Here is a 21810-nt window from a genome sequence, read left to right as displayed (position 1 = left end):
GATTCCATCGCGCGATATCGCCTCGGCACAACCGATTCGACGCGAGATGGTGAACCATCATTGGTACCCGACGGTCCACTATCGGCGAAACCCGACGCTGACCTCCGTCGGCTGCCGACCGCTACTCGTAGGCCGTCAGCTGCGGATCCCAGTCGGGACCGAGCCGATGTTGCAGCCACTCCCGCAGGGCAGGGCCGTATTCGTCGCGTTCCAAAGCGAAATCGACCGCAGCACGAAGATAGCCGCCCGGGTTCCCCAAATCGTGGCGCGACCCACGGTGCACCACGACATGAACCGGATGTCCCTCGGCGATCAGCAGCGCGATGGCGTCGGTGAGCTGCAATTCACCGCCGGCGCCCGGCTCGATCCGGCGCAGCGCGTCGAAGATCGCGCGGTCCAACAGGTATCGGCCCGCCGCGGCGAAAGTGGACGGCGCGTCGGCGAGGGCGGGCTTCTCCACCATGCCCTTGACCCGCAGCACATTCGGATTCACCGCGTCCGGCACAGTAGCGACATCGAAGACGCCGTACGCGCTGACCTCGTCCTTGGGCACATCGATGGCGCACAGCACGGTGCCGCCGCGCTTGCGCCGGACCCGGCACATCACGTCGAGCACGCCGGAGGGCAGCACCAGATCGTCCGGGAGCAGCACGGCGATAGCGTCTTCGTCGTCGTCCAGCGCGGTCTCGGCCTGGGCGACCGCGTGACCGAGGCCCAGCGGTTCCTCCTGCACCACCGAGGTGACGTCGAGCAGACCGGGCGCCTTGCGCACCTTCTCCAGCAGCTGGAACTTGCCGCGCTCGGCGAGGGTGCTCTCCAGCACCAGGTCCTCGACGAAGTGCGCGACCACACCGTCTTTGCCCGGTGAGGTGACGATCACCAACCGCTGCGCGCCGGAGTCGGCAGCCTCGGCGGCGACCAGCTCGATGCCGGGGGTGTCGACTACCGGCAGCAGCTCTTTGGGCACCGTCTTCGTCGCGGGCAAGAACCGTGTGCCGAGCCCGGCCGCGGGGACCACGGCCGTGCGGAAGCACGATGCCGGCGCGGCATCGCCGGGTTGTCCGGCCTTTGCTGTCATGCGATTACCCTATCCATCCGTCACAGCCTCTGACTCGCTGTCGAGCCGACCGGTATTCCGGCCAGCCTATGGTGATCGCCATGGAGATGCCCGGCGAGCGCGAGAAACATGCATGGCGCACCGAAATTCTTGCGAGACGTACAGCACTGCCGCCCGGCGAGCACGCCGCCGAAGCCCGCGCCCTCGCCGCCGCGGTCACCGGGCTCGACCTCGACGGCTGGGTGTGCGCATACGTGCCCGTGCGTGGTGAACCGGGGTCGCTCGAACTGCTCGACGCGATGCGGACGGCCGGCGCGCGCGTACTGCTCCCGGTGACCGGTCCGCCCGGACCACTGGACTGGGCCGAATACCTGGGCCGGGAAAGTTTGCGGCGGGCCAGGTTCGGCCTGCTCGAACCCACCGGCTCGGCGCTGACCAGCGCGGCGGTCGGCTGGGCCGAGCTGATCCTGGTGCCCGCGCTCGCGGTGGACCGGCGCGGCGTGCGGCTCGGGCGCGGGGCTGGTTATTACGACCGAACGCTGGCCGCCGCGCGGGACGACGCCCGGCTGGTCGCGGTGGTCCGCGACGACGAGGTGGTGCCCCGGCTGCCCGAGGAGCCGCACGATCTGCGGATGGGCTGGGCGCTCACGCCGCGCGGCGGGCTGCAACGGCTTGGCGAAGATCACGCGGCGGAATGAACAGCGGATTGGCAACGTTGGCACTGTCGGCTGTAGAGTGCCAGATGACGAAACTCGCGGAGGATGCTGTGCCAACTTATTCGTATGCGTGCACCCAGTGTGACAACCGCTTCGACATCGTTCAGTCCTTTTCCGACGAGTCGCTGACGGTCTGCCCCGAGTGCTCCGGCAAGCTGCGCAAGCTGTTCAACTCGGTCGGCATCGTGTTCAAGGGCAGCGGCTTCTACCGCACCGACAGCCGCGGCGGCGCGTCCACCGCGAGCGAGCCCGCGAAGTCCGACAACGGCAAGTCCGACAACGGTTCGAGCTCCTCGACGTCCTCGGATTCCAGCTCCTCCAACGGCAGCAACAGCACGGCGAGCACCGCCGTGGCCAGCTGATCTGAGAGTTATCCACAGGCCCTTCGTTTATCCACAACCGCCCCTTTCCGGGACCGATCGAGGGTGGCCGCGATCATAAGATCCGACCATGACTCGCCCCTTCGCCGATCTCGGCCGCGAACACTTCGCGACGTGGCAGCGACCACCCTGGGCCGACAGCTTGCTGGTACGGCGGCTGCTGGCCGCGGGACTGGTCGTGGCGGCGGTGGTCCTGTTTCTGCGCGGTGATCCGGGTTCCGAACGCGCGACGGTGGTCGTCGCCGGCCGCGACCTCGCGCCGGGCCGGGTCCTCGAAGCCGATGATCTGCGCACCGCCCCACGAGAGGCCGCCGTGCTACCCGCGGGCGTCGTCCGTGATCCCGCGACCGTCGTCGGCGCCACGCTGACCGGCGCCGTGCGCGCCGGCGAAGTGTTCACCGATCTCCGGGTGGTCGGGTCGCGGCTGGCCGCCGTCGCGACCGGCGCGCGCGACGCCAGGATCGTGCCCATCCGGCTCGCCGACACCGCGGTCACCGAAATCCTGCGCGCCGGCGATCGGGTCGACGTGATCGGCGGCGAGGAACAGGGCAGCAGGCCCGCCCGCACCCTGGCCACCGATGCCGCGGTGGTCCTGGTGTCCGGCCCCGGGGACGGACGCGGCGTCAAAGAACGGGTGGTGCTGGTCGCGATGGACGCCGAACATGCCGCGGTGGTCGCGGCAGCGTCCCTGCACACCGCGCTTGCCGTCGTCTTCCACTGAGCAGACGGACAACACCCAGGTCGGCCGAGAAGAGCTCACCGAGTGGATCCTTGTTCCGATCGCAGCAGGCGATCCCGGCCGGGCACGCACTGCGGACGAGGCGGCCGCCCGGATGTTGTCCACACATTTGCCAGCAAGGTCAACTAGCATCGCCCGTACCGGTAGATGTCGCCCGGCCAGCTCGACTTGTCAGCTCCACAAGTAGAGGAGACATCGGCAATGCTCAAGGGTTTCAAGGATTTTCTGTTCCGCGGAAACGTCGTGGACCTGGCGGTTGCCGTGGTCATCGGCACCGCGTTCGTCGCGATCGTCACCGCTTTCACCAACGGCATCGTCAATCCGATCCTGGCCGTCTTCGGCGGCAGCAACGAATTGGGGCTCGGCTTCCAGCTGGTTGCCGACAAACCCGCGACCTTCGTCCAGGTCGGCCCGATCATCACCGCGGCGATCAACTTCGCGATCATCGCCGCCGTGCTGTACTTCGTGCTGGTCCTGCCCGCCACCCACGTGAAGAAGAAGTTCAGCAAAGAGGCGGTCGAGCTCAGCGACACCGAACTGCTCATCCAGATCCGCGACCTGCTGGCCGAGGGCCAGCGCAGCGCGGGCGGTAAGCACGAGTCCTGAAACCTGTTGTTCAGCAACAGCACAAGCCCGTCGCGAACGCGACGGGCTTGTTTCTACTTGTGCTGGTTGATCTTTGGTGTCAGCCGAGGCTGAAAGGCTGGCCCCACAACGTGATCCAGGTGACGAGCTGATCGGTTTCCACGCTGAGGCTGACGAACGCGCGCGCCTGCGCGGGCCCGCTGCAGCCGTAGAGGGCGATGTTCTCGTTGGTCCAGCTGACCGAGCCGGTGCTGCCCTCGAACTGGTTACGCGCCGTGTACACCTCGGTGCCGAGATCGCCCGCCTGCTCCAGGTCGCGTACGTAGAAAGACTGCACCTGCCCCGGGCCGAGCACCAGCGTGCCGTCGGTGACGGCGCCCGTACGCGGTGCGGCCGCGTCCAGATCCCCGGCACCGCCACCGCTCACATCGGCCTCACAACCGACGGTATAGCCCGGGAAGATCGACCCGGCCTTGCCTTCGGGCGGCCCGGACAACTCGACCCGCACCCGGCCGGAGACCGCGGCGTTGCGCGGCAGCGGCAGCAGGCCCATGAACGGTTCGATGTCGACCGATTCGCCGGCCAATTCGATCGTCACCACGGTGCCGTCGGCCAGCGTCTTGGACAGCTCACCGCCCGGCAGCGCGACGAAGGTACCGGCATCGGCCGTGCCGGTGGCGCACAGGCCCATCGCGACGGTGACGGCGGCGCCGAGCCCGGCCCGGCGCATCAGATTCTTGCGGTTGATCATCGTGTTTTGTCGACCCCTAGCGGAACGAATTCGCAACTGCGAGTGGAGAACCGAGGACAGCCCCTGCCTCGGCGCTGGTGGCGGCGGCAGACAGGAAACACCAAAGCGGGCCCGTCGCGGTGGCGACGGGCCCGCTTATGTCGTGCGAGGTGAGATCAGACGTCAGCCGAGGCTGAACGGCTGGCCCCACAGCGTCACGTAGGACATGACGTTGTCGGTCTCGACCTTGACCTTGACGAACGCGCGAGCCTGCGCGTAGCCGGCACAGCCGCCGAGGCCGATGGTGGAGTCGGCCCAGGTGACCGAGCCCTTGCCGTTCTTGAAGGTGATCTGGGTCGAGTGATCCTCGTTGCCGAAGTCGTCGGCCACTTCGCGGTCGAGCAGGTAGAACGAGGTCGCCTGGCCCGGGCCGAGGGTCAGGTTGCCGCCGCCGCTGGCGCCGACATCGCCGCTGCTACCGTCCCACTTGCCGCTGGCGTCGACGCCACCGGTGGCGTTGCCGCCGTCGATGTTGACCTGGCAGCCGACCACGTAGCCCGGACGGATCTTGCCCGTCGCGGTGCCGTTGATCTCGACCTGCGCCGAACCGGACACCCACGCGTTGCGGTGCACCGGAGTCGAGCCCATGGACGGGTTGATGTTCGCCGACTCGTTGACGAGGCGGACCGTCACCACAGTGCCGTCGGACAGCGTCTTGGTGATCTCGCCGCCGGGCAGCGGCACGAAGGTGTCCGCATTCGCGGCACCGATGGAGAACAGGCCCATGGCGATGGTTGCGGCGGCACCGACACCGGCTGCCCGCACCAAGTTCTTACGGTTGATCATTTGTTAAATCCCTCAGGGGTTGAGTTCGTTTCAGCGAGAAAGGTGTTCAACAATTCGAGAATTCGACAGTCGTCAGCCGATGCTGAACGGCGCCCCGTAGAGGGTGGTCTTCGAGTAGTTGTCACCGATGATCTCGACCACGGTGTAGGAGCGCGCCTGGGCGTAGCCCGCGCAGCCCTGGATTTCCATCTCGACGTCCTGGTACTCGACCGAGTAGGCGCCGGGCTTGGTGATGTCTTTCAGCTCGATCTGGACGAACTTGACGTCACCGGGGCCCAGGTTCAGGCCGATGGAGCCACCGACGCCACCGCTGGAGAGGTCGACCTTGGCCGAGACACCGACGGAGATCGCGTCGTCGGCGATGCTGACCTGGCAGCCGATGATGTAGCCGGTGTTGAGCTGGGACGTGCCGTGGGTCGAGGAGTTGTTGGTGCCGGGCTTGTTCGTCGCGCCGTTCCAGGGGCCGACCTTGCCCTCGGGGGTCTCGGTGACATCCGCCGAGGCGTTACCGGAAACCCACACGACGCGGCCCGCGCCGTTGGCCGCAAGCGACGGCGAGACGATGGCGTGCTCTCCGGTGCGGGTAATGGTCACGCCCGGTCCGAGCTTCTGGCCGTCCGGCAACGGCACAAAAACATCAGCGCTGGCAGCGCCGGTCGAAAGGAGGCCCATGGCCACGGCAGCGGCAGCGCCGACGCCCGCGACGCGGGCACCGCGGCGCAGACCGTTGGTGCGGTTCTCGCTCATACTTCCCCTCATCAGGTTAAAACAGTCAGCCTCGACCATCGAGGCTGGACAGTGGTCCTCGCAGGCCCAGCTCAGTTTGTCGCCCTTTTGTTGCCGGTGTGTAACCAGCAATTAAAGGTCGCCGCGACGCTCCGGCTGGCAACGGAACCGAGCCAGGTTCCGCCGGGTCGACGCGTACGTGCCGCACCCGGGCCGATGAAGTCCAGTGTGGGTGGCTCGTGGCGAACATTAAACGCTAGGTAACGGCACTGCAACGCGAGCTTTCGTAAAGATCAATGTGATGTAGATCACAGTCGTTAACGAAAGAATGCTATTTGACGTGCGCAAATTACGTGGCGGAGACAGTCGGACCGACCGGACGGTGCCGACCGAGTCACCAAAACGCCAAGCGCTGAATACGGGACAGGGCCGTACAAGAACGAGAGAAGGGACTCGGATCTGAAACATCAGCGAGTAATTCGCCGGGAAGCCGACTGGACGTTACGTAGCAACTACGTAGATATCGGCAGTCATCCGTGATGCGGGGGAATCTGGGAACGCAGCCAATCATCGGTCGAAGATGCGTTATCCGAATCGTGATCGCGTTCGTCGCGCGTAGTGTCTGGGAGGGTGTCGCCGAAGATAGCGGCCAGACGCGCCGCATCCCCCGCCCGGCGCGCCGCCGGACGAGGGATGTCGTCGGAAGAACTGGAAACCGTAATTATTCGACCAATCCGGAGAGTTCGCCGATCACTTTGCTCGCCAGCGGGCCGAGCGTCGCCATACCGTCACGCACGGCGGCCCGGGTGCCCGGCAGGTTCACCACCAGGGTGCTGCCGGAAACGCCCGCCACACCGCGGGACAGCCCCGCATCGAGCGAACCCGCTACCCGGCCGGAGGAGCGCAGCGCCTCGCTGATGCCGGGCAGTTCGCGATCGAGGACCTGCGAGGTGGCCTCGGGGGTGACATCACGCGGCGACATACCGGTACCGCCGACTGAGATGACCAGGTCGACACCGCCGATCACCGCGGTGTTCAGCGCATTGCGGATCTCGACCTCGTCGGCCTGCACCGAGACCGAGGCGTCCACCAGGAAGCCCGCTTCGGTGAGCAGCTCGGTGACCAGCGGACCGAGCGAGTCAACACCTCCATGCGCCGTTCGATCATCGACGACCACCACCAGAGCACGCCCCGCCACAGGAGCATCGATTTCCATGGTGCTCACCGTAGCGCCTGCGCCGAGAACATCGGCGGCCGTGTCGAGCAGCGGAGTCCACCCGCCCTGCAGCACGCGCATCACCGCCCGCCGTCCGCAGGCGCACCGGTGAGGGTCACCTCGACGGTCTTCGGATTGTTGCCTTGTTCATCGGTATAGGTGACTTTCACCTTGTCTCCTGGTTGGTGCGAGCGGACCGCGGCGACGAGCGCGTCGCCCGAATCGATGGTCCGGTCATTCAGTTTCGTGACGACCACGCCCGCGGGGATGCCCGCCTTGGCGGCCGGCCCGTCCGGGGTGGATTCCAGCACCCGTGCGCCGTTGGCGGTGTCCTGCTTCTGAATCTTGACGCCGATCTGTGCGTACGTCGCGTGACCGGTCTTGATGAGTTCGTCGGCGACGCGGCGGGCCTGGTCGACCGGGATGGCGAAGCCGAGGCCGATCGAGCCGCTCTGCTGACCGACACCCACCTCGCCGCCGCCCAGGCTGGCGATGGCGGTGTTGATGCCGATGAGCTTGCCACTGCCGTCGACGAGCGCGCCACCGGAATTACCCGGGTTGATCGCGGCGTCGGTCTGGATCGCGTCGATCACCGGGTTCGCGGCGGCCGGATTCTGCGCGCCCTCACCGCTGGTCGAAACCGGGCGGTTCAGCGCGGAGACGATGCCGGTGGTGACCGTGCCCGCCAGGCCGAGCGGCGAACCGATCGCCACAACCGGCTGGCCGACCTGCAGGTTCGACGAGGTGCCCAGTTCGATCGGGGTCAGGCCGGACTTGCCGCTGACCTTGATGACGGCCAGGTCCGAGACGGGGTCCGCGCCGACGATCGTGGCGGGCGCGGTGCTGCCGTCGGAGAACATGACCTCCATCTTGGCGTTCGGGCCACCGCCCGCGGCCACGTGATTATTGGTCAGGATGAGGCCGTCGGAGGACAGCACCACACCGGAGCCCTCGCCCTCGGCCCGGCTGCTGGCCACCTTGATCATCACCACGCTGGGCAGCACCTTCTGCGCCACCGCCTGCGTCGATCCGGCCGGTGCGTTGGAAACGTTGTTGACGTTCGGCTTCGGCTGGTCCAGCGCGTTGGTGACGACCGAACTCCCGGTGTCGGAATGACTGACCAGGGCGCCCACCGCGCCGCCGACGCCACCGCTGACCAGGGCCAGCGCCACCGCGCCCGCGACCAGTCCGGTCCGGATCGGGCGGCGGGGCGGCTTGGGCTCCTCGAACGGGCCGCCCTGCGGCGCTTGCGGATCGAAGCCGGCGTGCGGGTCGTAGGGCGGCGGCGCGCCGTACTCGGGGCCGGGGAACGGCTGCGTGTGCTGGGGCGGCGGATAGTGACCCATCGGATGCTGACCTTCGAACGACCCGTAGCTGTGCGGCGCATAGGCGGAATCCGCTGCGTACGGCGGGTTCGCCGGTGCTGCCGGGATCTGTTCGGTCGGCTGCGGCCGGTCGGGCGTGGCGTTCGCCGCCTCGTCCCGCCGGTCCTGCGAATCCTCGGTCATGGACTCCTCGTTTCTCCTCAACGTCTGCCGACCAGCTTGACGACGACGACTGAGAGCGGACTGAGACCGTGCTTTCAATTGTCCGAGATGTCTACCCACTTCTCGCGGCCGCACGCGGCCACCCGCTACCGGGCCGAACTCCCCCGCGCCCAGGCAACAGCGTACGCACCGACCTGCGGATGCGCAGTGCGTCGCGCCCCCCTCAGGGCAGTGCGCATCCGCAACTGATAGCCACCCGCTCTGACGGCACCCATCAGGAGATTACCGTCCGACTGCGACTTCACGAGCAAACCCTTCGCGACATCGTCCGAAAACCCGTGAGCCACAAAACCATTGCCGTGTTCACATCGCTGCGATAAGCTACCGAGTGCTTCCTTTGACGAGTGACAACACAATTCTGGGGTGGGATTAATGTTGATCGAAAAGTTGCACGCTCGGCTGGCCTTCACACAATCCGCAGCTTCCCGCTGCACAGGATCGGCGACTCCGATCCACACCGCGGTTCTCACAGCGACAAAATAGCCGCGTCGACCACACTCGATATTCCAGTACCGGCTCCTATACGCGACCCTCGCGAATTGCCGCACTACACCGCTGGTTCAGTCGCCGATTTTACCAAGCGAGCTGATGAGTCAGGCGCAACCGAAGATCGACCAGCGGCCCCAGCCGCGGAGCGAACGTGGTTGAACTGCGGTTTAGCGGAGTAACGCAACTGTGTCCCGCCGAGGTCCAGAGCCGACGAGTGCGTTCATTCATCGCTCTCCGATACCCCCGCGCAAAACCTGCCACCGTTGTCGATTTATAGAAAGCAGATGCTACCCATGAAGAAGTCTATTATTTTCGTCGCCGCTCTGCTCGGTTTCGCGATACCGGCATTGGCCGTCGGCGCGGGCATTGCTTCGGCACAAGTCAGAATCGAAGTGTCCTGCCTCGCCTACGGCCCGGACGGACGATACGCCGGGACGATCGGCGGAGCCGGAACCGGCGCGAATGATGCCGAAGCCATGCGAAACGCCGTACGTGACGCCGAAAATTTCGCGACTTCCCTCGGCGCACTGGCCCGGAATTGCGAAATCAAGCGGTAGTAACGCTGTGGCTACGGTCGGGTATGTGGCGACTCACTCGACCGTGGCCACGCCCGCTTCGCCGGGCAGCACGATGCGGACCAGGGTGCCGCCGCGTGGCGAGGCATCGATGGCGATGGTTCCGCCGTGTTTGGTCACCACCTGTTTGACGATCGATAGACCTAGCCCGGAACCGGGCATAGAGCGCGACGCAGTGGTTCGATAGAACCGCTCGAACACCAATTCCCGTTCAGCGGGCGGGATCCCGGGACCTGCGTCGTCGACCACCAGCTCGAGCAGACCGGCTCCGGTGTCGTGCATCGTGACGTATATCTGCGCACCGCCCGGGCTCCATTTCGCGGCGTTGTCCAGCACGTTGAGGATCGCGCGCTCCAAACCGGCCTCGTGGCCGTACACGAACCAGGGACGCAGACCCGCGACGAACTCGATCCCGGAACGTCGACGTCTGACTCGCTCCAGAGCGCGCTCGGTGACTTCGCCGAGATCGACCCGGTCGTACACGGCTTCGGGTGCGTCCTCCCTGGCCAGGTCGACCAAATCGCCCACCAGAGTGGACAGTTCCTCGATCTGGGCCATGACGTCGGCCCGCAGTTCTGCCATGTCCTCATCGGGCAGGCGCGGGGCGCCCGGCCTGCTGGACGCGATCAGCAACTCCATATTGGTCCGCAACGACGTGAGCGGCGTCCGCAACTCGTGTCCGGCGTCGGCCACCAATCTGCGCTGGCGGTCCCGTGATTCGTTCAGCGCGCGCAGCATGGTGTTGAAACTCTCGGTGAGGCGCGCCAATTCGTCATCACCCGTGACCGGAATGGGCGTCAGATCGTCGGTACGGGCGATACGCTCGGTCGCCGCGGTGAGCCGTGCGATCGGCCGCAGCCCGGTACGGCCGACCGCGGTGCCCGCCGCCGCGGCCAGGACGACGCCACAGCCGCCGACCACGAACAACAGCCAGGCGAGCCGGTCGAGCACTGCCCTCGTCGGCTCCAACCGCTGTGAAATCACCAGCGTGACACCGGTGTCGGTGCGCCTCGCCAGCACCCGCTGGTTCTTGTACGTACGCAACGACGAAGGCATCTCGTTGCGGGCAACCGCCAGCTCCTCGGGGCCGATCGGCGGCTTGGCCGGCTGTGGCGGCACGTATCCGGACACGGTGCCCGCCGGGGCGCCGGAGGGAATCGGGTAGATGATCCCGACACCGATGTCGTTGGAGAACAGTGTCGCCATGGTCAACGACTGGAACGGGATGTTGTCGATGTCGCTGTTGATCATCGTCGCGGCCCGCGTCCGCAACTGTGCGTCGACGTCGCCGTACAACGAACGAGCCACCATCGCGTAGGCCGCGATCGAGGTGACCGCGACCGCGATCGCGACGACCGACGCCGCCAGTAGCGTGACCCGCCAGCGCAGGGAGACCGAGCGGGTGAGTGGGATCGGGGGGCGCATTTCGGGGGGTTCCGGTTGACCGAGCCCGGCGACCACCGGCCGCTTCGGAACATTTCGTGCCATGGCGTCCCCCTAGGGGGGTGTCTCCCTCAGGACATAGCCGACACCGCGCACGGTGTGAATGAGCCGGGGCTCGCCGTCGGCTTCGGTCTTGCGCCGCAAATATCCGATGTACACCTCGAGCGCGTTGCCCGAGGTCGGGAAGTCGTAACCCCAGACCTCCTCGAGGATGCGGCTACGGGTCAGCACCCGGCGCGGATTGGCCATCAGCATTTCCAGCAACGAGAACTCGGTGCGGGTGAGACTGATCGCCCGTTCGCCGCGAGAAACCTCCCGGGTCACCGGATCCAGCGACAAATCGGCGAACGTCATTGCCTCCGATGTCTCGCCGGGATCGGCGGTGGTGCGTCGCAACAGTGCGCGCAAACGGGCGAGCAATTCTTCCAATGCGAAGGGTTTCGGCAAATAGTCGTCCGCGCCGGCGTCGAGTCCGGCAACGCGCTCGGACACCGAATCCCGTGCTGTCAAAACCAGAATGGGGAGATCGTCACCGGTACTGCGCAACCGCCGGCAGACCTCGAGGCCGTCCATCCGCGGCATCATCACGTCCAACACCAACGCGTCCGGTCGCTGATCGGTTGCCTTTTCCAGGGCATCCACCCCGTCGACCGCGAGATCGACGGAGTAGCCGTTGAAGGTCAGCGACCGGCGCAGCGACTCGCGGACGGCGCGATCGTCGTCTACTACCAGAATGCGCATGCGACCAGTTTGACCGTATCGACTGAGAGCCGACTGAGAGGGGACCTCCGACACGCCGTGCCGGGCGCGACGGCCCTCCGGCGACAGCAGCCAATCAGCAAACGGCGTACTCGAGCCAACTAGATCATCTGTCCAGTTAGTCTGTAGACTCTCGAAGTAGTGCAACGCGAAACCTGTTACGTGTAGCCATATTCGGGCACCATCAGACCTTGTCCCCCAGATTGCCGACGGTCCGTCTGCGCGGTATGTTCCGTGCGGTAAAAAGAAGACCTTTAGTTGGTTCTCGGCGGGTAGATCCCATATACGTTGAACAGCACGTGCCGTCCCGAGGGCCCTGCGCGGAGTGGAGGCGACGGAAGCGGAATGGAAGCAAAACCGCGTTCCTGGTATTTCAGCCTGTCCAACTTGCCGGTGACCCGGAAGGTCGGCATCGTTCTCCTTCTGCCGGTACTGCTGGCATCCACCTTCGCCGTGCTGCGCATCAACGATGAGCTCGGCACCATCTCACAGCTGAACGCCACTTCGGAGCAGGCCAGGATCATCCGCCCGATGCTCGCGTTCGGCGCGGCGACCGAACGGCTCGCGATCACCGCCGCCACCATGCGGGCCAACCAGACCCAGGATCCGGAACTCGACAAGATCAGCGCGCGGTTCGATCAGACCGCCGTCGATCTGGAAACGACGCTGCGGACCGCGACCGGCGAAAGCCGGGTCACCACCGAGCTGGGCGCCGCGATCGCGGCGGGCCGGACCATGCGTAACGGTCTGCGCACCAGCTCGCCCCAGGCGATCGCGGAGCAGTCCGACGAAGTCGCGGCGCGCATCGGTAATGCCATCGCGGTGTCGCCCTCGCTCGAAGAAGTCACCATTCAGCGGTACTTCCTGCAGCTCGGCGTGAGCACCAATGCGCGCCGGGTGTTCACCCAGGAATACCTGATGATCACCACGGCCGACCCGGCCCGCAACCCCGCCGTGCAGGCCAAACTGCTGGTCGCCCTGGGTTCGGAGATGGTGCTCAACGCGCAGTACGCACAGCTCAATCCGGCGTCCGCGATCAACGCCGAAGCGCTGCTCGGCGCGGTGCAGACCCGGCTCGGCGCGCTCGGCCAAGGTGGCGACCCCGCCACCATCATGAACTCGCTGAACACCTCGAGCACGTCTTACGACCAGGTCACCAACAACCTGGTCAACATCATCGACGACAAGCTCGCGAACCAGACCGCCGATGTGCGCAGCAGCGTGCTGCGCGATGTCGCGATCGTGGTCACCACCCTGCTCGCCTGCCTGGTGCTCGGCTTGGCCGTCGCGCGCTCGCTGGTCGTGCCGATTCGCCGCCTGCGCGGCGACGCGCTGAAGGTCGCGCACGAGGATCTGCCGCGCGAACTCGAGCAGGCGCGTTCCGGTGGCGCCACCCCCGAGATCGCCCGGGTCGATGTGCACACCACCGAGGAGATCGGCCAGCTGGCCCGTGCCGTCGACGACATCCACCAGGCCGCGCTGCACCTCGCGGCCGATCAGGCCCGGTTGCGGTTGCAGATCGGCAACATGTTCGAGACCCTTTCGCGCCGTAGCCAATCGCTGGTCGAGCAGCAGCTCGCGCTGATCGAGGATCTGGAACACGACGAGGACAACACCGAACGGCTGCAGAGCCTGTTCCGCCTCGACCACCTCGCCACCCGCATGCGGCGTAACGGCGACAACCTGCTGGTGCTCGCGGGTACCGCGCTGCGCCGCGGCCAGCTGCACCCGGTGCAGCTCTCGGACATGCTGTGGAGCGCGGTCTCCCAGGTCGAGGACTATCAGCGGGTGGAGATCACCGCGGTGCCCGAGGGCATCGTCGCGGGTGAGCCGGCGATCGACATCGAGCATCTGCTCGCCGAGCTGATCGACAACGCGCTGCGTTACTCACCGCCGACCACCCCGGTCACCGTGTCGGTGGCGCGGGCGGTCGACGGCGGCTATCTGATCGAGGTCACCGACCGCGGCCTCGGCATGGCCACCGACGATCTGCAGGTCATCAACGACCGGCTCGCCTCGGGTGGTGAGGTCACCGTCGAGACCGCCCGTCGGATGGGTCTTTTCGTCGTCGGCAGGCTCGCCAAGCGGCACACGATCACCGCCAGCCTGCGTCGCACCTCGACCATGGCCCAGCAGCCCGGCATCACCGCGAGCGTGCATCTGCCGGGTGCGCTGGTCTCGCCGCCGCTGGACGCGACCGATCCGACCGGGCAGCAACTGCACTTCACCGGCGATTACGCGCCGCCCGCACCGCTGACCTCGTCGAACACCCAGCCGCGCAACCTGGTTCCGGTGCCGAGCCTGCCGCAGCAGAACACAGCACGATTCGATGTGACCAATTCCGGTCTGCCGCAACGCAGGCCGGCCATCCGGGTCGCCGAGGCGCCGGGCCAGCCCTCGGTGTCGATGGCCGCGCGCACCAATACCCCGGACAGCGACCCGGATTCGCAGCCGCCGACCCAGCCGTGGTCGATCAACACCCCGACCGACGATCGATCGCCGTTCGGCCCGCCGACGGTGAGCGAAACAGGCAACGGCACGAATCGCACGGCCGACGCCGAACCGGAACGTCCCGCGAACCTGTGGACCGAGCCGGAGCGCTCGAGCTCGCTCGACCTCGACGAGCACAGCGGCGCCACCGAACCCACCGTCCGGGCGACCACGTCGCGGTCCGGCCTGCCGATCCGGCGGCCCGCCAACGCGCCGCAGCCCGAACCGCAGGCGGCCGCGCCGGAGCGGGAACCGGAACCCACGGCGACCTCGTCCCGGTTGCAGCCGGTGGCCGGCGCCTCGCCGACCCCGATCTATCAGCGCATGGTCTCGGAATGGCTGGTCGAGCCCGCGAGTTCGCAAAGCGCCGAGACGACCTGGACTTCGCCCGCCGACGCGGGCTGGATGGCCGCCGAGGAAGCGACCCGCCCCACCCCGACCGGTCGCACGACCGGTGGACTTCCTATCCGCACGCCGGGCGCGCAACTCGTCCCCGGCGGCCTGGCCCAAGCAGACGAATCGGGAGCCCGTGACCCGGAGGAGATCCGGAACAACCTCACCAGGCATCTCAGTGGGGTCCGCAGTGGGCGGGCCAATGCGCAGTACAACGACGGAGGGCTTGCATGACCAACGCGAACAGCACCACGGATGAGAACCTGAACTGGCTGGTCGCCCGGTTCACCCGGGACGTGCCCGGCGTGTCCCATGCCGTGCTGGTGTCGGCCGACGGCCTGCTGCAGGCGACCAGCCCGCACCTACCCGCCGATCGTGCCGAGCAACTCGCTGCCGTCACGGCCGGCCTGGCCAGTCTGTCGATGGGGGCGGCCTCGCTCTTCGACGGCGGCAAGGTGATGCAGTCGATCGTGGAGATGCAGCGCGGCTACCTGCTGGTGATGAGTGTGGGCAACGGCTCGCACATCGCTGTGCTGGCCAACAAGTCGCACGACATCGGCCGGATCGGCTACGAGATGGCGTTGCTGGTCGACCGGGTCGGCTCGGTGGTCACGGCCACCGCCCGCACCGCGGTTTGAGCGTGAGATGTCCAATCCATTCGGACCTGGACCTAAACCGACCACTCGCGTCCGACCGTATGCCCTGACCTCGGGGCGTACCGAGCCCGCGGTCGACCTGCCGATGGAGGCGGTCATCGAGACCTTGTCCTACACTGCGCATCTCGACTGGCCAACCGGTGATGTCCGCACGGATATCCTTCGGCTCGGCACCCACCGGTTGTCGGTCGCCGAGATCGCCGCGCATCTGGATCGGCCGTTGGGCATGGTCCGGGTGATGATCGGTGACCTCGTCGTCGACGGCATCCTGCGGGTGCATTCGACACTGACCGACGAAGCGAGTTTCGACGAGCGTCGTAGTTTGATGGAGAGGACTTTGCGTGGACTCCGTGCCCTATAGGAAGATCGGGCCCGACACCAACCCCGGCCAGGGCGAGACGGAAAACCGGATGGCCTCGACGAAGATCGTCGTGGCCGGTGGTTTCGGCGCGGGTAAGACGACGTTCGTCGGTGCGGTGTCGGAGATTGTTCCCCTGCGGACCGAGGCAATGGTCACCAGGTTCTCCGACGGCATCGATGACCTCGCGGACACGCCGGAGAAGGAAACCACCACGGTCGCCATGGATTTCGGCCGGATCATCCTGCCGGGCAACCTGGTGCTGTACCTGTTCGGCACGCCGGGTCAGCGCCGCTTCTGGTTCATGTGGGACGACCTGATCCGCGGTGCGATCGGCGCCGTCGTGCTGATCGATACCCGCAGGCTGGAGGACAGCTTCGCGGCGGTCGACTTCTTCGAGGCCCGCAATCTGCCGTTCCTGGTGGCGGTCAACCGCTTTCCGAACGCGCCGCGTTTCCCGATCGCCGAGCTGCGCGAGGCGCTCGCCGTGCGCGAGGGCGTCCCGATCGTGGACATCGACGCGCGCAATGCCAACGAGGTTCGCCAGTCACTGGCCGCGGTGACCGAGTACGCCATCCAGCGCCTGGCTGTGCAGGAACGCGAACAGGCGGTGCTTTGAGCTACTTCACCATGGGCTACTGGATCATCGGCCTGTCCGTCGCGGTGTCCTTCGTCGGCGCGCTGATCGGCTTCGCCTGTATTCGGCAGTCGACCATGTCGGCTACTGCTCAGTTCCGGGCGGTTTGGCAGGTGTCCGCGGCGATTTCCATCGGCGGTATCGGCGCCTGGCTGCCGGTGTTCGTCTCGATGCTCGGTGTCGCGGTACCTGGCAGCCTGATTCGGTACGACGTGACCCGGGTCGCCGGCGGCGCGCTGGCCGCGGTGCTCGCGGTGTGGGCCGCGCTCGTGCTCCTGGGCCGCACCGCCGCGGTGCCACGCCTGATCCTCGCGGGCGTGGTGATGGGCGGCGGATTGGGGTTGATGCACTATCTCGCCCTGGACGCGGTGCGCATCCAGGGCTCGACCAGCCTGGATCCCCTGTTGACCGGGGGTGCGGTCGCGATCGCGATCGTGGTCTGCCTCGCCACCCTGTGGTTCGTCGGTTCGCCGCGGTCGATGCCGGCCCTGGCCGGCGCGGCGCTGCTGTTCGCGGCCGGCGTCGCGGCCATGCATTACACCGATCTGGCCGGGTTGCAGGCGAATCCGAGTTCCGGCCGTTCGGCGCCGTCCGGCGAGGATCTGTTCGGCTTCTTCGTGCCGGTGTTCGTGATCGGGATGCTCTCGCTGGCCATTCCGATCAGCGCGATTCTGGTCGCGCCGGATCGCCGGCCGATGGTCCAGCCGCGGCCGGTAGGAACGAACTCCGCCTTCTGAGCACCAGCGCTGCGCCGGTTCGGCCATGCCCCGGAATTCCCTCCCGGCCCGATTTACAGTGAGAGACATGCGTTTCGGTCTGGACTACGCCGCCGGTCGTCCGGGTGGCGCGGCGATCCGCGCGGCGGGGTTCGACTTCGTGGTCCGGTATCTGTCCGACGGCGGCCCGACCCTGCCGGGCAAGTTGCTGACCCCGGCCGAGGCCGATGATCTGCGCGCACACGGTATTTCGATCGTGTCGAACTGGGAGACCACCGCCGCGCGCATGCTGGACGGTTACGGCGCGGGGATCGTCGATGCCCGCGCGGGGCTGGCACAGGTGTTGCGCTGCGGCGGCCGGGAGGATCGGCCGATCTACTTCTCCGCCGATTTCGATGCGACGCCACAGGACCAGCAGCGCCTCAACGCCTATCTCGACGGCGCGGCAACGGTGCTCGGGCGCGCGAATGTCGGTGTCTACGGCGGTTATTGGTCGGTGAGCCGCGCCCTGGACGCGGGCAGTGCCGAGTGGGCCTGGCAGACCGATGCGTGGTCGGGCGGCAACGTCGAGACCCGCCGCAATATCCATCAGACGTCGCGGCAGCAGATCGTCGGCGGTGTGGTCTGCGATGTGAACGTGGCCGAGACGACCGATTTCGGCCAGTGGGATTCCGGACAGGAGGGCGGCGACGTGACGCCGGAGCAAGAGGCAGTGCTGCGCGATATCCAGACCCAGTTGCGCGGACCGGGTTTGGCGGGCTGGCCGCAGCTGGGTACCGACGCGGAGGGCCGCAAGCGCACGGTGGTGGACGGGCTGGCCGCCGCCTTGGCGCGAATCGATGAGCTCGAGGGCGAGGTCGGCGAATTGCGCACCGAGATCAGCGAATTGGAGGCGACGACCGCCGACCTGGTCGAACAGGTGGAGCGGTTGAACGGCGGGCATTGGCCGTGGCCGTTCTCGCTGATCGAGGGGCCCGCGGCGTTGGTCGGCGAGCAGTTGGCCCGCCTGGAGGCACTGTTGCCCGACTTGCCCGGTTTGCCGGGTAATGACGCGGGCAAGCCGGGCAATAATGCCCGGGGATCGCGTACTGCGCGGTGAGTTCGGCTGCTGTCGCGGCTCGAGCCGCGGGCGAGAAGGCCTTGTAGCCAGGAAGTTTGGCGATGAGCGGGCTCTCCCGGGAACCGGGAGAACCCGCCCTCTCGCACGAGGGTACCGGCGTCGGGACACGAACGCATCACTTCATGAAGACTTTTCCGACCGCCAATAACCAACCCACAGTAGGTATTTCACCCATCAGCTATTCGGGCGCAATTCCATCGCCCACGAGGTCACCCAGTCACTTCGAACATGCCGATTGCTGCTCGATTGCGGATGGCGTTCTCGGTCGGCCGCCACCGCTCATCAACCCCGCGTGACAAGTCTCGCGAGCGGCTCGTCCGTCGCTCGGCGCGTTCATCGCCCACGACGGCACAGGGCGCGTTATCGTCGGCTGGCACAAGGCGCTCGATCGGGCGCCGCACATTCAGGTTCGTTCGAAGGAGTTCGCATGGCCGTCAACGTGGTGCTCGACAAGGCTCTCGACAAGGCGTACGAGAACAAGTCGCTGAAGGAAATCCTCTCCGCTCCGCCCTCGGCCCTCGCCGGTCTCACCGAAGCGCACGACAAGCAGCTGCTCGAGGCGCTCAAGATCAAGTCGATCGCCGACCTCGCCAACAACAAGTACTTCCGGCTCGCCGCGACGCTCGCGGACCTCGCCGAAAAAGAGGGATAACCGGTAACGACGGCGGGCCCGCAGAGTTTTCTGCGGGCCCGCCGTCGTGCACGCGCTAGAGCCGGTCCAGATCGATCAGTCCGCGCCGCACCGCCGCGACCAACCGGCGCGGCACCCTGTGCACGACACCGCCGACGGTCACCGGCACCAGGTCCGGCGGCGTCGCCTTCCACTGCGCCCGCCTGCTGCGCGTGTTCGAGCGCGACATCCTCCGCTTCGGCACCGCCATCTCAGACCTCCCCGCGCCGCGTGCGCTTGCCGTACTTGCGCTCGAACTTCTCCACCCGGCCCTGGCTGTCCAGCACGCGGTGCGCGCCGGTCCAGAACGGATGCGAATCGGCGGTCACGTCGACCTTGATCAGCGGGTAGGTGTTGCCGTCGGACCACTGCACGGTGTTCGCGCTGGTGGCCGTCGAGCGGGTGAGGAACTGCTTGCCGGTGCCTGCGTCCTCGAACACCACCGGGTGGTAGTCCGGATGAATCCCTGTCTTCATAGTGCTTCTCCTCTCGGGCTGTTGCTCTCTTCGACCGGCATGGGCACGTCGCTGTCGCAGGGGTCGGCGTGCCAGCTGCCGAACGGGTCCTCCCATTCGGCGACCCGCTCCGGCGACCGCTCGACCAGCCGCAGTTCGTCGTCCTCCACCAACGCCCAGTGCAGCGCCGTGCGGATCTCGGCCGGGTCGGCGTCGTGCACCAGGATCACCAGCGAGATGTCGCGATCGCCGAACTGGTCGTCCCAGCGCAGCGCGGCCATCGCCCGGCGATCCGGATCTGCCTGCGCCAGTTCCGCTTCCGACATGGCGGCCAGCCAGCGACCCGCACTGCCGACACGCAGGCCACCGCCCGCGGATTCCAGCCACGCCACCTCGTCCGGTTGGGTGGCCAGCCACATCCGGCCGCGCGCGGTCACCACGCCGTCGAAGAGCACGTCGAGCGCCTCGTGCAGGCGAGCCGGGTGGAACGGTCTGCTCGCGGCGAACTCCAGCAGGGTGACGCCGTAGTCGCTGCTGAGCGGCGGCTGGCCGCGCAGCAGTGGCGCATGCGCGTCGAACACCCGGCCGCGCCGCGCGTGCCCGGGAATCCGCGCGAGCAGTGCCTCGACCTGCGCGTTGTGCAGCGTGGCCGGATCGTCGACCCAGACCACCGGCGCGTCGGGCACCAGCCGGGTCAGCACCGCGGCCAGCCGGCCGCGATCGGCCTCGCCGCCTGCCTCGACCGGCCCCAAAGCCAGGACGGCATCGGCGAATTCGACCTGGCCGACGGCCAGCTGCGCCACCGTGCGCTCGTCGTCGGCCCGGGCCAGGCCACGCTCGGCGAGCGTCTCCTCACCGGTCGCATCGGCCAGCCAGGCACTCGCGTCCAAACAGGTCAGCACCGCTTCGATCCGTACGTCACGTCCGGCCGGGGCGTCGACCCGGCCCAGGATGCCCTCGACCACCACGTGTTCGATCGCCTGGCACACGGCCTCGGCTTCGAAAGCGGGATCCAGGGCGAGCACGATGCGATCGACGGAGTCCCGCGCGGCCAAGGTACGTAGCAGCGGCAGCAGATCCCGTCGCAGCGTGCACGAGACGCAGCCGTGCGCGAGCTCGAGCACGTCCGAGGTCTCGTAGGTCGCGCTGCGCACCGTGCGATGCACGATGCCTTCGCGCAGCTGCCGCAGGTCGTGCTGGACGACCACCGTGCCCGTGCCCGCGGATACCTGGCACAGCGCGGTCGCGACCTGGTGGACGCCTGCCTCGGCGAGCCCGGCGAAGCCCGCGAGCACTACGACGGGCGTGCGTCGGTCGGCCTCAGGTGGGAGCACGGACAGCACCTCTTTTCGATAACGATTTTCATTTGCCGTAAGCCGACGGTACATTGTCGAGCAGTCGTTGTCGAAAATGATTGTCATCTACCCGAAGGAGCCCGCATGTCGGCGCACTGCCAGGTCACCGGGCGCCGGCCCGGGTTCGGCAAGTCCGTTTCGCACTCGCACAAGCGGACGAGCCGCCGCTGGAACCCCAACATCCAGCGCAAGACCTATTACCTGCCCAGCGAAGACCGCCGCATCACGCTCACCGTGTCGGCCAAGGGCATCAAGACCATCGACCGGGACGGAATCGAAGCCGTGGTGGCGCGTATCCGGGCCCGCGGCGACAAGATCTGATCAGGAGCAGCCATGGCGTCCAAGTCGACCGAGATCCGGCCGATCATCAAACTCAAGTCCACCGCCGGCACCGGGTACACGTACGTGACCAGGAAGAACCGCCGCAACGATCCCGACCGCATGGTGCTGCGCAAGTACGACCCGGTGGTCCGCAAGCACGTCGATTTCCGAGAGGAACGCTGAGATGGCGAAGAAGTCGAAGATCGCCCGCGACGCGCAGCGCCGCGCCGTGGTCGAGCGCTTCGCCGACCGGCGCGCCGAGCTGAAAGAACTGATCCGCAAGCCGGGCACATCGGCCGCCGCGCGCGCCGAGGCCCAGGCTGAGCTGCGACGACAGCCGCGCGATGCCAGTCCGGTACGATTGCGCAATCGGGACGCCGCCGACGGACGACCGCGGGGTCACCTTCGGAAGTTCGGCCTCTCCCGTGTGCGTGTGCGCGAGATGGCCCATCGGGGCGAGTTGCCCGGTGTGCGCAAATCGAGCTGGTAGACAACCACTGTTCTCGTACGAAGGATCCCGTCATATGGCAGTCAAGCGAGCACCGTCGAAGAAGGTTCGCGCCGAGCAGGCCCGCCGTCCGAAGAAGAACCCGCTCATCGCCGCCGGCATCGAGAAGGTCGACTACAAGGACATCAACCTGCTGCGCACGTTCATCTCCGATCGAGGCAAGATTCGCAGCCGCCGGGTCACCGGGCTCACCCCGCAGCAGCAGCGCCAGGTCGCCGTCGCGGTGAAGAACGCCCGCGAGATGGCCCTGCTGCCGTTCACCAGCCGGTAGACCCAGAACCTCCCCGTCCGGCGACGCCCCCGTCCACGGGGGCGTCGCCGGT

The 21810-nt window shown here is 67.1% G+C and carries 27 protein-coding genes; 16 read left to right on the top strand and 11 right to left on the bottom strand.

What is annotated here, in order from left to right; translation table 11 throughout:
* Window positions 1-121: 121 nt before the first annotated feature.
* On the bottom strand, window positions 122-1078 hold the full coding sequence (locus TY25_RS17915; RefSeq protein WP_042257696.1) for a UTP--glucose-1-phosphate uridylyltransferase: 957 nt from the start codon (window positions 1076-1078) through the stop codon (window positions 122-124).
* A gap of 80 nt (window positions 1079-1158) precedes the next feature.
* Between TY25_RS17915 and TY25_RS17910 the strand changes: the two genes are divergently transcribed.
* The 4 genes from TY25_RS17910 (at window position 1159) to mscL (ending at window position 3498) form a co-directional block, all read left to right on the top strand.
* Window positions 1159-1755, top strand: a complete 597-nt coding sequence (locus tag TY25_RS17910; protein WP_042257998.1) for a 5-formyltetrahydrofolate cyclo-ligase — start codon at window positions 1159-1161, stop codon at window positions 1753-1755.
* A gap of 68 nt (window positions 1756-1823) precedes the next feature.
* Window positions 1824-2135 carry an FmdB family zinc ribbon protein gene (locus tag TY25_RS17905; RefSeq protein WP_042257996.1) on the top strand — a complete coding sequence of 104 codons (312 nt, stop codon included), beginning with the start codon at window positions 1824-1826 and terminating at the stop codon, window positions 2133-2135.
* 88 nt (window positions 2136-2223) lie between these two features.
* Window positions 2224-2874 (top strand): SAF domain-containing protein, encoded by a 651-nt coding sequence (locus TY25_RS17900; protein WP_042257694.1) that lies wholly within the window; start codon window positions 2224-2226, stop codon window positions 2872-2874.
* Window positions 2875-3093: 219 nt separating this feature from the next.
* Window positions 3094-3498, top strand: a complete 405-nt coding sequence (mscL, locus tag TY25_RS17895) for a large conductance mechanosensitive channel protein MscL (protein WP_042257692.1) — start codon at window positions 3094-3096, stop codon at window positions 3496-3498.
* 79 nt (window positions 3499-3577) lie between these two features.
* On the opposite strand, the gene TY25_RS17890 is transcribed toward mscL, so the two are convergent.
* The 5 genes from TY25_RS17890 to TY25_RS17870 all read right to left on the bottom strand — a co-directional run bounded on the left by TY25_RS17890 (window position 3578) and on the right by TY25_RS17870 (window position 8503).
* Window positions 3578-4228 (bottom strand): MspA family porin, encoded by a 651-nt coding sequence (locus TY25_RS17890; protein ID WP_042257691.1) that lies wholly within the window; start codon window positions 4226-4228, stop codon window positions 3578-3580.
* Window positions 4229-4390: 162 nt separating this feature from the next.
* Entirely contained in the window at window positions 4391-5053 is a 663-nt protein-coding gene (locus TY25_RS17885) for an MspA family porin (RefSeq protein WP_042257689.1), read from the bottom strand.
* Between the two features lie 72 nt (window positions 5054-5125).
* Window positions 5126-5800: an MspA family porin gene (locus TY25_RS17880; RefSeq protein WP_042257687.1), complete on the bottom strand. Its 675-nt coding sequence runs from the start codon at window positions 5798-5800 to the stop codon at window positions 5126-5128.
* Between the two features lie 700 nt (window positions 5801-6500).
* A complete protein-coding gene (locus tag TY25_RS17875) occupies window positions 6501-6995 on the bottom strand; it encodes a MogA/MoaB family molybdenum cofactor biosynthesis protein (RefSeq protein ID WP_218471713.1) in 495 nt (164 codons plus the stop codon).
* Between the two features lie 80 nt (window positions 6996-7075).
* A complete protein-coding gene (locus TY25_RS17870) occupies window positions 7076-8503 on the bottom strand; it encodes a S1C family serine protease (protein ID WP_081868941.1) in 1428 nt (475 codons plus the stop codon).
* Between the two features lie 791 nt (window positions 8504-9294).
* On the opposite strand from TY25_RS17870, the gene TY25_RS17865 reads away from it, so the two are divergent.
* Window positions 9295-9588: a hypothetical protein gene (locus TY25_RS17865; RefSeq protein ID WP_146154129.1), complete on the top strand. Its 294-nt coding sequence runs from the start codon at window positions 9295-9297 to the stop codon at window positions 9586-9588.
* A gap of 33 nt (window positions 9589-9621) precedes the next feature.
* Here the strand turns inward: TY25_RS17865 and TY25_RS17860 are convergent, their stop codons facing one another.
* Entirely contained in the window at window positions 9622-11094 is a 1473-nt protein-coding gene (locus TY25_RS17860) for a sensor histidine kinase (protein ID WP_042257683.1), read from the bottom strand.
* A 9-nt stretch (window positions 11095-11103) separates the two neighbouring features.
* Entirely contained in the window at window positions 11104-11790 is a 687-nt protein-coding gene (locus TY25_RS17855) for a response regulator transcription factor (RefSeq protein ID WP_014988300.1), read from the bottom strand.
* 363 nt (window positions 11791-12153) lie between these two features.
* On the opposite strand from TY25_RS17855, the gene TY25_RS17850 reads away from it, so the two are divergent.
* The 7 genes from TY25_RS17850 to TY25_RS17820 all read left to right on the top strand — a co-directional run bounded on the left by TY25_RS17850 (window position 12154) and on the right by TY25_RS17820 (window position 18830).
* Window positions 12154-14925 (top strand): ATP-binding protein, encoded by a 2772-nt coding sequence (locus TY25_RS17850; RefSeq protein WP_042257680.1) that lies wholly within the window; start codon window positions 12154-12156, stop codon window positions 14923-14925.
* The gene (locus TY25_RS17845; protein ID WP_014988302.1) at window positions 14922-15329 is read left to right on the top strand and encodes a roadblock/LC7 domain-containing protein; all 408 of its coding nucleotides are present in this window, start codon (window positions 14922-14924) and stop codon (window positions 15327-15329) included. The genes TY25_RS17850 and TY25_RS17845 overlap by 4 nt, the downstream gene beginning before the upstream one ends.
* 7 nt (window positions 15330-15336) lie before the next feature.
* Window positions 15337-15708, top strand: coding sequence for a DUF742 domain-containing protein (locus TY25_RS17840; protein ID WP_029900002.1), 372 nt, complete (start codon window positions 15337-15339; stop codon window positions 15706-15708).
* 49 nt (window positions 15709-15757) lie between these two features.
* Window positions 15758-16324, top strand: coding sequence for a GTP-binding protein (locus tag TY25_RS17835; RefSeq protein WP_029900001.1), 567 nt, complete (start codon window positions 15758-15760; stop codon window positions 16322-16324).
* Window positions 16321-17079, top strand: coding sequence for an MHYT domain-containing protein (locus tag TY25_RS17830; protein ID WP_052383036.1), 759 nt, complete (start codon window positions 16321-16323; stop codon window positions 17077-17079). Before TY25_RS17835 ends, TY25_RS17830 begins: the two co-directional genes overlap by 4 nt.
* Before the next feature lie 67 nt (window positions 17080-17146).
* The gene (locus tag TY25_RS17825; protein ID WP_052383035.1) at window positions 17147-18157 is read left to right on the top strand and encodes a glycoside hydrolase domain-containing protein; all 1011 of its coding nucleotides are present in this window, start codon (window positions 17147-17149) and stop codon (window positions 18155-18157) included.
* A 448-nt stretch (window positions 18158-18605) separates the two neighbouring features.
* On the top strand, window positions 18606-18830 hold the full coding sequence (locus tag TY25_RS17820) for a hypothetical protein (RefSeq protein ID WP_029899998.1): 225 nt from the start codon (window positions 18606-18608) through the stop codon (window positions 18828-18830).
* Between the two features lie 55 nt (window positions 18831-18885).
* Here TY25_RS17820 and rpmF read toward each other — a convergent pair whose 3' ends face one another.
* The 3 genes from rpmF to mrf are packed head-to-tail and all read right to left on the bottom strand — an operon-like array spanning window position 18886 to window position 20646.
* A complete protein-coding gene (rpmF, locus tag TY25_RS17815) occupies window positions 18886-19059 on the bottom strand; it encodes a 50S ribosomal protein L32 (RefSeq protein ID WP_042257679.1) in 174 nt (57 codons plus the stop codon).
* Window position 19060: 1 nt separating this feature from the next.
* A complete protein-coding gene (locus TY25_RS17810) occupies window positions 19061-19324 on the bottom strand; it encodes a type B 50S ribosomal protein L31 (RefSeq protein WP_042257676.1) in 264 nt (87 codons plus the stop codon).
* Window positions 19321-20646 (bottom strand): ribosome hibernation factor-recruiting GTPase MRF, encoded by a 1326-nt coding sequence (gene mrf / locus TY25_RS17805; protein WP_081868939.1) that lies wholly within the window; start codon window positions 20644-20646, stop codon window positions 19321-19323. Before mrf ends, TY25_RS17810 begins: the two co-directional genes overlap by 4 nt.
* Before the next feature lie 96 nt (window positions 20647-20742).
* On the opposite strand from mrf, the gene rpmB reads away from it, so the two are divergent.
* From rpmB to rpsR, 4 genes are read left to right on the top strand one after another with little or no spacing between them, the layout of a single operon-like run.
* Window positions 20743-20979, top strand: coding sequence for a 50S ribosomal protein L28 (gene rpmB, locus TY25_RS17800; RefSeq protein ID WP_014988311.1), 237 nt, complete (start codon window positions 20743-20745; stop codon window positions 20977-20979).
* Between the two features lie 12 nt (window positions 20980-20991).
* Window positions 20992-21162, top strand: a complete 171-nt coding sequence (gene rpmG, locus TY25_RS17795) for a 50S ribosomal protein L33 (protein WP_014988312.1) — start codon at window positions 20992-20994, stop codon at window positions 21160-21162.
* Window position 21163: 1 nt separating this feature from the next.
* Window positions 21164-21469 carry a 30S ribosomal protein S14 gene (gene rpsN, locus TY25_RS17790; protein ID WP_014988313.1) on the top strand — a complete coding sequence of 102 codons (306 nt, stop codon included), beginning with the start codon at window positions 21164-21166 and terminating at the stop codon, window positions 21467-21469.
* 34 nt (window positions 21470-21503) lie between these two features.
* The gene (rpsR, locus tag TY25_RS17785) at window positions 21504-21758 is read left to right on the top strand and encodes a 30S ribosomal protein S18 (RefSeq protein ID WP_014988314.1); all 255 of its coding nucleotides are present in this window, start codon (window positions 21504-21506) and stop codon (window positions 21756-21758) included.
* Window positions 21759-21810 lie beyond the last annotated feature (52 nt).

This window comes from Nocardia brasiliensis NBRC 14402 (assembly GCF_000308475.2).
GTDB lineage: Bacteria > Actinomycetota > Actinomycetes > Mycobacteriales > Mycobacteriaceae > Nocardia > Nocardia brasiliensis.
The sequence above is the reverse complement of the archived record's forward strand: the minus strand, read 5'-3'. Positions and strand labels throughout refer to the sequence as shown.